This window comes from Streptomyces sp. NPDC088354 (assembly GCF_044753585.1).
Classification (GTDB): Bacteria; Actinomycetota; Actinomycetes; order Streptomycetales; family Streptomycetaceae; genus Actinacidiphila.
Genome location: NZ_JBIVNJ010000001.1, coordinates 457,799 through 470,424 on the forward strand (window position 1 = coordinate 457,799; position 12,626 = coordinate 470,424).

11 protein-coding genes are annotated in these 12,626 nt (G+C 72.0%); 6 read left to right on the forward strand and 5 right to left on the reverse strand.

All coding sequences use genetic code 11. The features are described from left to right. The first annotated feature begins 64 nt into the window (after positions 1-64). Both ACIP98_RS02175 and ACIP98_RS02180 read left to right on the forward strand, forming a co-directional pair. On the forward strand, positions 65-1,744 hold the full coding sequence (locus ACIP98_RS02175) for a hypothetical protein (RefSeq protein ID WP_401973239.1): 1,680 nt from the start codon (positions 65-67) through the stop codon (positions 1,742-1,744). Next, positions 1,734-3,389 carry a carboxypeptidase-like regulatory domain-containing protein gene (locus ACIP98_RS02180; protein ID WP_401973240.1) on the forward strand — a complete coding sequence of 552 codons (1,656 nt, stop codon included), beginning with the start codon at positions 1,734-1,736 and terminating at the stop codon, positions 3,387-3,389. Before ACIP98_RS02175 ends, ACIP98_RS02180 begins: the two co-directional genes overlap by 11 nt. A gap of 50 nt (positions 3,390-3,439) precedes the next feature. Here ACIP98_RS02180 and ACIP98_RS02185 read toward each other — a convergent pair whose 3' ends face one another. The 3 genes from ACIP98_RS02185 to leuE are packed head-to-tail and all read right to left on the reverse strand — an operon-like array spanning position 3,440 to position 6,590. Further along, positions 3,440-4,438: a cation diffusion facilitator family transporter gene (locus ACIP98_RS02185; RefSeq protein ID WP_401973241.1), complete on the reverse strand. Its 999-nt coding sequence runs from the start codon at positions 4,436-4,438 to the stop codon at positions 3,440-3,442. Between the two features lie 28 nt (positions 4,439-4,466). Then, positions 4,467-5,870 (reverse strand): glutamate decarboxylase, encoded by a 1,404-nt coding sequence (locus ACIP98_RS02190; RefSeq protein WP_319660380.1) that lies wholly within the window; start codon positions 5,868-5,870, stop codon positions 4,467-4,469. Positions 5,871-5,915: 45 nt separating this feature from the next. Further along, positions 5,916-6,590: a leucine efflux protein LeuE gene (gene leuE, locus ACIP98_RS02195; RefSeq protein WP_401973243.1), complete on the reverse strand. Its 675-nt coding sequence runs from the start codon at positions 6,588-6,590 to the stop codon at positions 5,916-5,918. A 54-nt stretch (positions 6,591-6,644) separates the two neighbouring features. On the opposite strand from leuE, the gene ACIP98_RS02200 reads away from it, so the two are divergent. Continuing rightward, positions 6,645-7,418 carry a MerR family transcriptional regulator gene (locus ACIP98_RS02200; protein WP_319660382.1) on the forward strand — a complete coding sequence of 258 codons (774 nt, stop codon included), beginning with the start codon at positions 6,645-6,647 and terminating at the stop codon, positions 7,416-7,418. Here the strand turns inward: ACIP98_RS02200 and ACIP98_RS02205 are convergent. Continuing rightward, positions 7,399-7,770 (reverse strand): YbjQ family protein, encoded by a 372-nt coding sequence (locus ACIP98_RS02205; protein WP_319660383.1) that lies wholly within the window; start codon positions 7,768-7,770, stop codon positions 7,399-7,401. The genes ACIP98_RS02200 and ACIP98_RS02205 overlap by 20 nt on opposite strands. Before the next feature lie 215 nt (positions 7,771-7,985). Here ACIP98_RS02205 and ACIP98_RS02210 point away from each other — a divergent pair, with 215 nt between their 5' ends. The 3 genes from ACIP98_RS02210 to ACIP98_RS02220 all read left to right on the forward strand — a co-directional run bounded on the left by ACIP98_RS02210 (position 7,986) and on the right by ACIP98_RS02220 (position 12,067). Beyond that, positions 7,986-8,717 carry a VTT domain-containing protein gene (locus tag ACIP98_RS02210; protein WP_319660384.1) on the forward strand — a complete coding sequence of 244 codons (732 nt, stop codon included), beginning with the start codon at positions 7,986-7,988 and terminating at the stop codon, positions 8,715-8,717. 131 nt (positions 8,718-8,848) lie between these two features. Continuing rightward, the gene (locus ACIP98_RS02215; RefSeq protein WP_319660385.1) at positions 8,849-10,447 is read left to right on the forward strand and encodes a threonine/serine exporter family protein; all 1,599 of its coding nucleotides are present in this window, start codon (positions 8,849-8,851) and stop codon (positions 10,445-10,447) included. Between the two features lie 162 nt (positions 10,448-10,609). Next, positions 10,610-12,067, forward strand: a complete 1,458-nt coding sequence (locus ACIP98_RS02220) for a wax ester/triacylglycerol synthase family O-acyltransferase (protein WP_401973245.1) — start codon at positions 10,610-10,612, stop codon at positions 12,065-12,067. 61 nt (positions 12,068-12,128) lie between these two features. Here ACIP98_RS02220 and ACIP98_RS02225 read toward each other — a convergent pair whose 3' ends face one another. Further along, positions 12,129-12,623 (reverse strand): inorganic diphosphatase, encoded by a 495-nt coding sequence (locus tag ACIP98_RS02225; protein ID WP_319139054.1) that lies wholly within the window; start codon positions 12,621-12,623, stop codon positions 12,129-12,131. Positions 12,624-12,626: the final 3 nt, after the last annotated feature.

A 12,626-nucleotide genomic window follows, 5' to 3' on the forward strand; every position in this document is an offset into this window, starting at 1 on the left:
CTGTTCGGCCTCCGGCGTGCGATCTTGCCGCCGCCGGTTCTTTCTGACCTGTGGGGGGTCCTGCATGCGCACATCCCGCGCACATCGGCCTGCCGTCATCCGTAGCGGAGCCGTACTTCTTCTCACCGCCGGCCTCGCGGCCGGACCGCTGGCCGCCGCGCCGGCCTTCGCCGAGGGGGAGACCGTCCGCGGTCTGTCCACTGGCGACGACGGCACACTCGCCGTCGGCCTCGACACCAGCGAGGCACTGTGGGTCAAGGTGAGCGTCCGGGAGTCCGCCGCGGCGGACGCCGCGGTGCTCGCCTCGACCGACGACCTGACCTGGTCCTGGCAGCGCGGCTGGTCCACCGTCAAGCCGCTCGCCCTGCCCGAGGGCAAGGCGTACGGGGACTATCCGGTGGACGTCGACTACCGCCTGCCCGGCGGCACCGTCCAGCACTGGACCGGTGCCGAGCACGGTACGGCGGGCCAGTTCGACTACCGGCTGCACACCGGGGTCGGCAAGCTCGGCTACGACCGTGACAGCACCGACTTCGACCACCGAACGGCGGTGCTCAGCGGCACCGTCACCACCTTCGACCCGGCGACCGGGACGACCGGTCCGGCCGCGCCCGGCACGCAGGTACGGGTGAACTGGACCGCCCGTGTCGGGGTGGACGCCAAGTCCGGCTCGGCGACGGCCACCTCCGGCACCGACGGCGCCTTCTCGGTGAGCGTGACGCCCGGCGGTGCGGTCACCTCCGGCAGCGCCGTCGTCCTCGGCAGGGCCGACACCGACCCGGCGGCCGCGGTCGCGCTGCCCGAACTGTCGGCCCGCGCCGTGCAGTACCGGATCAGCGCCGACCCGTCGGCCAAGCGGGTCCACAAAGGCAGCACGTTCACGATGCGGGGTACCGTCCAGCGCCTGACCGACCAGGGGTGGAAGCCCTTCGCCGGTGCTCCCCTGGTCACCACCCCGCAGCCCCCGGACGTGTACCGCTACAGCGTGCCCGGCCTGATGGGCACGGGCACCGTGGACGCCTCGGGGAACTTCGCGTTCCCGGTGACGGCGACCAAGAGCACCTGGCACTACACCTACGTCAGGCCGTCGGAGTACCTCGCCGACTTCGCGTACGCCGAGCACTTTGTGAACGTGCCCACGGCCGGCACCTACTCGGGCGTCAGCATGTCGCTGGACGCCTACGGGAAGGTCACCGCCAAGGGCACTCTGAAGGGCTCCTGCTGGAACGCCAAGGTCTGGCTGCAGTACTCCAAGGACGGCCGCACCGGCTGGAAGTCCCTCACGTCGGTCCAGGCGAGCGACAACGGCACGGGCAAGTGCTCCTTCTCGATGGGCGCCTGGGGCTACACGGACGGTTACTACCGCGTCTACCACTCCGAGTCGGACGGGATGCTCGCGGTGGCGTCGGCCACCAAGCGCCTGCACCGCACGGTGACCCGGATCGTGTCCTTCGACATGACGCCGAACAGCCCGCGTCTGGGCGGGGCGTTGAAGGCCAAGGGCACGCTGCAGTACCTGTCGGGCGGCAAGTGGAGGGCGTACAAGGGCGGGAAGATCGTCATCGTCCTCAAGCCCAAGGGCGAAAGCTCCTGGTACTGGACGGTGAAGGGGAAGACCGACGCGGCGGGCCACTTCAGCCTCGGCACCAAGGCGTACGCCGACGCCACGTGGGGCGCGTACCTGGAGGCGGACTCCACGCACTTCTACAGCGAGTCGAAGACGGAGTACATCAATGCCCGTTGAGTCCCGGCGCCTTCTCGCGCTGATCGCCTCGGTGGCCGCGCTCTCCGGCGGGCTCGCCGTCGCCCCTGCCCTCGCCGCCGACGCCGGCCCGCTCGGCATCGGCGTGGCGCGGACGGTCGACACGCAGCGCGGGTCCTTCACCGTGCCGGTGTGGACCGACGCCCCCGGCGGCACGGTCACCTCGGTCACGGCGACCGTGCGCGACGGTGACGCGGTCGTGGTGGACGGTCTGCGGCTCGCCGGTTCCGGTGAGCAGTGGTCCGTGCCCTCCGACGCCGTGCTGAAGCTGACCGAGGACGGCGGCGTCATGCCGCACCTCGGCCGGTACGCGATCGACGTCACCGCCACCGACGACCAGGGCGACACCGTCGTCCGCACGGGTGCCGGCACCCTGGACTTCACCCTGCGGCCCGTCCTCACCACCGCTTTGACCCGGACGCTGCTCGACAGGGACCACCGCACGGCGGGCGTCACCGGCACCCTCCTCGGGGTGCAGCCCGGCAGCGGCGACGAGGTGCCCCTGGAGGGCGCCACGGTCGGTGTGACCCGCACCTACTACTCCGTGGACGGACGCCCCGACAGCACCGGGCAGGCCGTCACCGGGGCGGACGGCTCCTTCGTCTCACCGGAGTTCCCCGTCGTCACCTGGGCAGGGCTGTCCGCCGCGTTCTCCGCGGACGACGCGCAGGTGCACGGCACCGCCCAGTCGGCCGCCGGGAACCCGCAGATGCAGCAGACGAACGTGGTCGTCACCGCCAAGGCCGACCGCACCCGCGCGGTGTCCGGCCAGGCGGTGACCATCAGCGGCACCGTCAAGGACACTACGGGCACCCCGGTCGCCGGGGCGTCCGTGCGACTGGCGCTCGGCGCGGCGCAGCCGGTCACGGTCGTCACCGGCGCCACGGGTTCCTTCAGCGGCAAGGTGGTCGCGGCCCGCGGGCAGAACGACTGGGGCGGCTGGTCCGCCGCCGAGGACGACCCCTACCTGACCGCCTCCGCGGCCGCCAGTGGCTCGATCCTCCTCCCGGCGGATTCCGTCTTCACCGAGGTGACCTCGAGGATCGGCGCCGACGTCAAGGTGACCGTGTCGGCCCGGCTGTTCGCGGCGTACGACCGCGTGACGAGCATCTACGACCACCAGTTCGTCCACCTGGAGTACTCCAAGGACGGCAAGTCGGGCTGGAAGGACCTCGGCACCGGGTACGCGCCGGACAACGGCGGCACGGTCACCATCAGCAAGTGGGGCTACCTCGACGGCTACTACCGTCTGCACCACTACACCTCGGACCAGCTGGCCGAGACCGCCAGCAAGCCCGTCCGGCTGACCCGCACCAACACGCGGCTGTACTCGATGAAGGCGTCCTCCACGAAGGTCAAGAAGGGGGCCGCGGTCACCTTCACCGGCACCCTGAAGGAGTACGTCTCCGGCACCTGGCGGCCGTACAGGAGCGGGCACGTCGAGCTGTTCTTCCAGAAGAAGGGCTCGACGAAGTGGACGTACATCTCCTCGGGCACCACGAACTCGACGGGCAAGGCCACCCTCAAGGGCAAGCCGGCCTCCGACGGCAAGTGGCTGATCCAGTACTTCGGTGACGCGAAGCACTTCGACAGCGACGGGACCGCGGTCTTCGTCGACGTGCGGTAACGCCCGCACCACCACGAGGGCACGAGGGCGGGGACCGGCCGGGCGACCGGTCAGTCCCCGCCCTCGTGCCGTGACGCCTCGGTGCGCAGCGACCGGCCCAGCTCGTGCGCCTCGCGGCGGTCCTCCGCGGTGGCGTCGGTGACGTCCAGGAAGATCTGGTCCAGCTCGGGGAACTCCTCGGCGAGCGTCTTCTTGATCCGGACGGCGGCCTCCTCGACCGTCTCGCTGTCGATGCCCCCGGTCAGGTCGACCCGGGCGGCCAGCAGCACCGAGTCGACGCCGAGCCGCATCGTCAGCAGCGCGGTCACGGTGTCGATCTCTGGCTGCCGCCCGAGCAGTTCGTGCGCCCGCTGCCGCAGCCGCGGGTCGGCGGCCTCGCCGATGAGGGTGTCGCGGCAGTCCTTGCCGAGCCGGTAGGCCACGAACATCAGCAGCACGGCGATGCCCAGGGACGCCCACGCCTCCCACTGCCGCCCGCCGGTGGCCCAGTGCAGCCCCACGCCCGCCAGAGCCAGCAGGACGCCGAGCACCGCCGCGCTGTCCTCGGCGATCACCGTGCGCAAGGTGGGGTCGTCGCCCTCGCGCAGCTCGGTGCGGAAGGCGCGACCGTGCTCGCGTGCCCCGCCCCGTACTTGGAGCAGCGCCTTGACCAGGGACGACCCCTCGGCGATGAGGGAGACCACGAGCACGGTGGTGGCGATCAGGAAGGCCTTGAGGGTGTGCGGCTCGTGTTCGTGGAAGGCGGTGATGCCCTGGTAGAAGGAGAAGCAGCCGCCCATGACGAAGATGCCGACGGCGGCGAGCAGCGACCAGAACCAGCGCTCCTTGCCGTAGCCGAAGGGGTGCTGCGCGTCGGGCTCGCGCCGGCTGCGGCGCAGCGCGGCGAGCAGGAAGATCTCGTTGAGGGTGTCGGCGACCGAGTGCGCCGCCTCGGACAGCAGTGCCGGCGATGTGCTGAGGAGGCCTCCGACCGCCTTCGCCGCGGCGATCACCAGGTTCGCGGCGAGCGCGACGAAGACGGTGCCCTTGGTCTGAGTGTCCTTGCCCATGGGGTGCGTCTGCCCGGGGCGGGGCGACTCAGTGGTGGAAGGCCGTGGGCGCCGTGCCGGGCGGGTGCAGGGGGTGCTCCTGCTCGCGCAGCTGGGGCAGGTAGCGCTCCAGGTCGGCGAGGAAGAGGTCCGCGAGGTCCTCGGAGAAGCCGTTGCGGACCACGATCCTCAGCACCGCCAGGTCCTCGCGGTCGGCGGGGAAGGTGTAGGCGGGCACCTGCCAGCCGCGTTCCCGCATCCGCCGGGAGACGTCGAAGACGTCGAAGGCGGTGACGTGGTCGGCGGTGGTGAGGGCGAACACCGGCAGCTGGTCGCCCCGGGTGATCAGCCGGAAGTCGCCGTACTCCTCGATCCGCGAGGCCAGGTACGTGGCCACGTCGCGGGCGGTCTGCTGGACGACGCGGTAGCCGTCGCGGCCCAGCCGCAGGAAGGTGTAGTACTGCGCGGCGACCTGCGATCCGGGCCGGGAGAAGTTCAGGGCGAAGGTCGGCATGTCGCCGCCGAGGTAGTTGACCCGGAAGACCAGCTCCTCGGGGAGTGCCTCGGTGTCCCGCCACAACGCCCAGCCCACGCCCGGGTAGACCAGCCCGTACTTGTGGCCGGAGGTGTTGATCGACGCCACCCGCGGCAGCCGGAAGTCCCAGACCAGGTCCTCGTCGAGGAACGGCGCGACCATGGCGCCGGAGGCCCCGTCGACGTGCACGGGGATGTCCAGGCCGGTGCGCTCCTGGAGGCCGTCCAGGGCCGCGCAGATCTCCGCCACCGGTTCGTAGGAGCCGTCGAAGGTGGAGCCCAGGACGGCGACGACGCCGATGGTGTTCTCGTCGCACCGTGCCAGGGCCGATTCCGCGTCCAGGTGGAGCCGGTCGCCCTCGACGGGCACCGTGCGCGCCTCGATCTCCCAGAAGTTGCAGAACTTCTCCCAGCAGACCTGCACGTTGACGCCCATGACCAGGTTGGGCCGGGCCTGCGCCGGATAGCGGTCGCCCTGGCGCTTCATCCAGCGCCGCTTGAGCGCCATCCCGGCGAGCATGCAGGCCTCGGAGGAGCCGGTGGTGGAGCAGCCGACGGCCTTCTCCGGGTCCGGCGCGTTCCACAGGTTGGCGAGCATCGACACGCAGCGCCGCTCCAGTTCGGCCGTGCGCGGGTACTCGTCCTTGTCGATCATGTTTTTGTCGAAGCACTCGGCCATCAGCACCTGGGCCTCGCGCTCCATCCAGGTGGTGACGAAGGTGGCCAGGTTCAGCCGGGCGTTCCCGTCGAGCATCAGCTCGTCGTGGACCAGCTGGTACGCCGTCGCGGGCGGCATGGGGCCGTCCGGGAGCTGGTGCTTGGGCGGCGCGGTGCGCATGCCCGCGACCGGATCGGCCCCCGCGTAGAAGGGGTTGACGGCGAGTTTCGGCAGACCCTCGGCACCCTTGTGCAGCGACATAGCGCTCACACTAAGCGCGACGCGGCGCCTCGGCAGGTCGAGCCGTCAGACCGAGGAGGCCATCGAGAGCTTCGCCGCGAAGCCCAGGAACAGCGCCGCCGCGCCCGAGGTCAGCCCGGCCGCGAGCCGCCTGCGGCGGCGGAACTGGGCGGCCAGGTGGGTGCCGCCGAATATCAGCAGGGTCAGGTAGCTGAAGCTGAAGACCTGGGCGATCGCGCCCAGCGCCAGGAAGGACAGCGCCGGATGGGCGTACCCGGGGTCGACGAACTGCACGAAGAAGGAGATGAAGAACAGGATCGCTTTCGGGTTGAGCAGGCTGATCACCAGCGCCCGCCGGAACGGCTGCTCGGTCTGCGCGGGCCTCTCGACCACGACGGCGGCGACCGGCACCGGCTCCTGCTCCGGCTCGCCGGGACGCGCCCGCCACATCCCCCAGGCGGCCCGCGCCATGCCGAACGCGATCCACGCCAGGTAGCCGGCGCCCGCGTACTTCACGACGCCGAAGAGCACCGGGTTGGTGGTGAGCAGGCCCGCCACCCCGGCCGCCGAGGCGGTCATCAGCACCGTGTCGCCGAGGAAGACGCCCAGCGCCGCGCGGTAGGCGGTACGGACCCCGCGCCGCGCCGCGACGGAGAGGGTGTAGAGGGAGTTGGGCCCCGGCAGCAGCACGATCAGTACGGTGCCCAGCACGTAGGTCGACAGGTCGGTGATACCCAGCATGGGCACCAATATGGCACTTGCGCCTCACGTGGCGTGAGGCCGGAGGGTGTGGTCATGAACACGAGCACGGGCTACTCGGTCGGGCAGGTGGCGGATTTCGCCGGCGTGACCGTCCGCACGCTGCACCATTACGACGAGATCGGGCTGCTGTCGCCCGGCGACCGCAGCCACGCGGGCCACCGCCGCTACGGCGACGCCGACCTCGACCGGCTGCAGCAGATCCTCTTCTACCGGGAGCTCGGCTTTCCCCTGGACCAGGTGGCGGTCCTCCTCGACGACCCGGCCGCGGACCCGCGGGAGCACCTGCGGCGGCAGCACACCCTGCTGACCGAGCGGATCGGGAAGCTGACGGAGATGGCCGACGCCGTCCAACGAGCCATGGAGGCACGCACGATGGGCATCAACCTCACGCCCGAGGAGAAGTTCGAGGTCTTCGGCGACTACGACCCCGACCAGCACGCCGAGGAGACCCGGCAGCGCTGGGGGAACACCGCGGCGTACGAGCAGTCGCAGCGCCGCGCCGCCTCGTACACCAAGGACGACTGGCTGCGGATCAAGGCCGAGCAGGACGACTGGGGCGGCAGGCTCGTGGCGCTCCGCGAGTCCGGCGCCCCGGCCGACGGCGAGGCCGCGATGGACCTGGCCGAGGAGCACCGGCGCTTCATCGTGGACCACTACTACGACTGCACGTACGAGATCCACACCGGTCTCGCCGGGATGTACCTGGCCGACCCGCGCTTCAACGCCTTCTACGAGGCGATCGCGCCGGGCACCGCCCAGTACGTGCACGACGCGATCGTCGCCAACGCTAGGCGGGTTCGGGGGTGATGACCGCCGCCGTGCCGTAGGCGCACACCTCGGTGCCGACGTCGGCGGCCTCGCTGACGTCGAAGCGCATCGTCAGCACGGCGTTCGCGCCGCGTGCCCGCGCCTGCTCGACCAGCCGCTCCATCGCCTGGGTGCGGGTCTGCGCCAGGGTCTTGGTGAGCCCCTTCAGCTCGCCGCCGACCAGGGACTTCAGGCCCGCGCCGATCTGGCTGCCCAGATGGCGGGAGCGGACGGTGAGGCCGAAGACCTCACCGATCACCCGCTCCACCCGGAAGCCGGGGACGTCGTTCGTGGTGACCACCAGGACGTCGGACCCCTGCCGCTGTCCGCCGCCGTACTCGTCGATATCCATGGGGGCATCGTGCGCGGCGATCGCCGTCCCGCGCGGGACGCACGCCGGGCCGCCGCGGAAAGGGGATGCTTCCCGCCGGTTCCCCCCCGAAGGCGGTGATTCCGTCGGCGGCGGGCGATGTGCGGTGCCGCACCGCGGAACGCGTGGGGTGACCGTGGCCGGCCGTTCGCGTACGGGGAACGGTTCGGTCGCGACCGCGTTGATACTTTTGGCGCGTGACGACTATCGCCCTGGGCCCGCAATGGCTCGACCCCGATTACCTCATCTCGTCCGCGGGCCTCATCGGCCTGCTGGCGATCGTGTTCGCCGAGTCGGGTCTGCTCATCGGGTTCTTCCTGCCCGGTGACTCCCTGCTGTTCACCGGTGGCCTGCTGGTGGCCGGCGGCAAGCTGGACTGGCCGATCTGGGCCGTCTGCCTGCTCGTCGTGCTCGCCGCCATCGCCGGTGACCAGGTCGGCTACCTCTTCGGCCGCAAGGTCGGCCCCTCGCTCTTCCGCCGCCCGAACTCCAAGCTGTTCAAGCAGGAGAACATCGAGAAGGCGCACGAGTTCTTCGAGAAGTACGGCGCGAAGTCGATCGTCCTGGCCCGTTTCGTGCCGATCGTGCGTACGTTCACGCCCATCGTGGCCGGCGTCAGCCGGATGAACTACCGCACCTTCGTCACCTACAACATCGTCGGCGGCACCCTGTGGGGCGCGGGGGTGACGCTGCTCGGCTACTGGCTCGGGCAGATCGCGTTCGTGCGCGGGCACATCGAGCTGATCCTGGTCGCGATCGTCCTGGTCTCGGTCGTCCCGATCGCCATCGAGTTCCTGCGGGCCCGCTCCGCGGCGAAGAAGGCCCCGCCGCGGCCGGAGTCCCCGGCCGACGGCGCCGGGCCGATGCAGCCGCCCGTCCAGAACCCCACCGCCTCCGGCGGCGGGCGCCACCGTGCGAACCGGCGTTAACGTCCGGGGTCAGGGGCAGTCAAGCAGTCGAACCACTGTGCCTGGGGGAGGGTGGCGACACCCTCCCCCAGCCACGCCCGGCCCGGGAGCACGCCGAGAGCCGAGAGCCGAAAGCCGAGAGGAGGAACGCCGTGGCGCACCCGGAGGAGCCCGAGCAGCCGACCGGCGGCTCGGAATTCACCCCGCCGCTCGGGGTCGAGCTGCCCAAGCCGGAACCGCGGGGTTCCGCCTTCACGCGCCCCAGGACCTCCCCGCAGCTGTCGCACCCTGCGTTCACGCCCCCCGAGGGGGTCCCGGTGGTCAGCCTCTCCAAGGAGGCCCCCTGGCCGGACCGGATGCGGACGATGCTGCGCATGCCGCTCGGCGAGCGCCCGGCGCCGGAGCAGCCCACCGTGCAGCCGGAGGCAGGCACGGGGCCCGCCGTGCCGCGCGTGCTCGACCTGACACTGCGCATCGGGGAACTGCTGCTCGCCGGCGGCGAGGGTGCGGAGGACGTCGAGGCCGCGATGCTGGGCGTGGCCCACGCGTACGGGCTCGGCCGGGTGGAGCCGACCGTGACCTTCACGCTGCTGAGCATCTCGTACCAGCCCTCGCTGGTGGACCCGCCGGCCACGGCCAACCGCACGGTGCGCCGCCGGGCCACCGACTACACGCGCCTCGCGGCCGTCTTCCGGCTGATCAACGACATCACCGCGGCCGACCTGACCCTCGAGGACGCCTACCGACGTCTCGGGCTGATCCGGCGCAACCGCCACCCCTACCCCGGCTGGCTGCTGACGGCCGCCGCGGGGATGCTCGCCGGCGCGGCGAGCCTCCTGGTGGGCGGCGGCGGCCCGGTGGTCTTCGCGGTCGCCGCCCTCGGGGCCGTGCTGGGCGACCGGCTGGCCTGGCTGTGCGCGGGACGCGGCCTGCCGGAGTTCTACCAGTTCGTCGCGGCGGCCATGCCGGCCGCCGCGCTGGGTGTGCTCATCGCCCGCTTCGGCCATGTGCTGCCCGGCACGAGCACGCTGCAGGCCTCCTCCGTCATCACCGGTGGCCTGTTCGCGCTGATCCCGGGGAGGGCCCTGGTGGCCGCCGTGCAGGACGGCCTGACCGGCTTCTACATCACCGCCTCGGCCCGGCTGCTGGAGGTGATGTACCTCTTCACCGGCATCGTCATCGGCGTGACCCTGATCCTGTACGCCGGGGTCAGCCTGGGCGCGCAGCTGGACCCGGACCAGGCGCTGCGCGCGTACGAGAACCCTCCGCTGCAACTGGTGGCGGCGATGGTGCTGAGCCTGGCCTTCGCGGTGCTGCTGCAGTGCGAGCGCGGAGTGCTGGCGCTGGCCGCGCTCAACGGCGGTGTCGCCTGGACGGTCTACGCGGCGCTGCACCAGGAGTCCGTCGGCATCGGGATGTCGCCGGTGGCCGCGACCGCCGTCGCCGCCGGCCTGGTGGGCCTGTTCGGGCAGATGCTCTCCCGCTACCGCTTCGCCTCCGCGCTGCCGTACGTGACGGCCGCGATCGGGCCGCTGCTGCCCGGTTCGGCGACGTACTACGGACTCCTCGGGCTCACCCGGGGCCATTTGGACCAGGGTTTCGCCTCGCTCACCAAGGCCGCCGCGCTGGCGCTCGCGGTGGCCATCGGAGTGAACCTCGGCGGCGAGATCGCGCGGCTCTTCCTGAGGCTGCCCGGGGGCGCTGACCAGGCACGACGCCGCGCGGCGGCGAAGCGCACGCGCGGATTCTGAGCTCTGCGGACCCCCGGACGGCCGTTCCTGATGATGCGTCGGGAAATCTGATGTTAACTGTCCGTATCGTGGTCGTAGTTGACTGTAATCATTCCCAGGCGTTTCACTGCGTACGTGGGTGTCCGATCCGGGGCAAAACCGAACTTTCGGAGGCGAGGAGCCTTGGCTGACGAGCTGTTGAGCCCGCTGGATCTCGCCTTCTGGAATCTCGACTCACCCGGCCACCCCATGTACCTGGGCGCCGTCGCCGTCTTCGAACGCGACCCGGGGCACCCGGTCGACGCCGAGGGCCTCGCGGCCCTGATCACCGCGCGCGCCGAGAACGCGCCGCGCATGCGCCAGCGCGTGCGCGACGTCTGGTACGGCGTCGGCGGCGCCGCCTGGGCCCCCGACGAGCACTTCGACGCCCGGCGGCACGTGCACGCCGTCCGGCGCGCCGACACCTCCGCGGCCGTCGCGGAGCTGATGTCCCGTCCGATGGACCGCGCGCACCCGCCGTGGGAGGTGTACGTCATCGAGGGGGTGCCCGACGCGCCCGTCTGCGTACTCGTCAAACTCCACCATGCGCTCGCCGACGGTCTGCGCGCCGTGGAGTTCGGGGCGGTCCTGCTCGACCAGGGCGCACGGCCGGCCGCCCCGGCGCCGCGCGCCGCGGCGGCACCGGCCGCTGCCGCCGCCCCCGTGCCGCCCGCGCCCCGCCGGCCGGCCGGTCTGCACCTGCCCGCGCTGCCGGGACTGCCCGGCCTGACCGGACTGCCGGGTCTCTCAGGGCTCCCCGACCCGCGGCAGATGGTCGCCTCCCTGCCGTCGCGGGTGCGCGAGGCGGGCCGGGCGCTGGGCATCGGCTCGGCGGTGCTGCGCGCCTCTCTCGACCCCGGCGGACCGGCCGCGCTCGGTGCCGCCCCCCGGCACGGCGGCGCGCCGCGCCGCTTCGCCGGCGCCTCGCTCGACGTGGACGACATGCACCGGGTCCGCAAGACCAGCGGCGGCACCGTCAACGACGTGGTCATGGCCGTCGTCGCCGGTGCCCTGCGGCGCTGGATGGAGTCGCGCGGCGACGACCCGGACGGCCCCGGCCCGCGCGCCCTGATCCCGGTGGCGCGCCGCCGCCGCAAGGGCGTGCGCGGCGGCCGGGGCAACCGCATCTCCGGCTACCTGCTGCGGCTGCCGGTCGGCGAGGCCGACCCGCTGGCCCGGCTGCGCGGTGTCCGCGAGGGCATGGACCGCAACAAGGCCGCCGGGCCGGACACCGGCCCCGGGGCGGTGGCGCTGCTCGCCGACAGCGTGCCGCCGCTCGCGCACCGCTTCGCGGCGCCGCTGCTGGCCGCCTCCGCGCGTCTGCTGTTCGACGTGCTGGTCACCAACGTGCCGATGCTCGACGTGCCGCTGACGCTGGGCGGCTGCCGGATGACCGAACTCCATCCGATCGCCCCGCTCGCCCGCGGCCAGTCGCTGGCGGTGGCCATCTCGACCTACCGGGGCCGGGTCCACATCGGGCTCTTCGCGGACGCCGCCGCCGTGCCCGACGCGGACGCGCTGGCCGCCGCGCTGCACGGCTCCCTGGCCGAACTGCTGGCGGCCTGCGGTGAGGGCGAGGACGGTCCGCGGCCGCAGCCCTGAGCACGCACGAGGGCGGCGCGCCCCCGGCAGGGAGCGCGCCGCCCTCGGCGGTCGCACGGCGTCAGTGGCCGCCGTGCTCCTTCAGGCGCTTGTAGGACGCCTCGATCTCGGCCTCGGCCTCGGCGCGGCCGACCCAGTTGGCGCCCTCGACGGACTTGCCGGGCTCCAGGTCCTTGTAGACCTCGAAGAAGTGCTGGATCTCCAGGCGGTCGAACTCCGAGACGTGGTGGATGTCCCGCAGGTGCTCCACGCGCGGGTCGGACGCCGGCACGCACAGCAGCTTGTCGTCGCCGCCGGCCTCGTCCGTCATGCGGAACATGCCGATCGCGCGGCAGCGCACGAGCACGCCGGGGAAGGTCGGCTCGTCCAGCAGGACGAGGGCGTCCAGCGGGTCGCCGTCCTCGCCGAGGGTGTTCTCCACGAAGCCGTAGTCCGCCGGGTAGACCGTCGAGGTGAACAGGTGCCTGTCCAGGCGGATACGACCGGTCTCGTGGTCCACTTCGTACTTGTTCCGGGAACCCTTCGGGATCTCGATCGTGACGTCGAACTCGAGCACAGC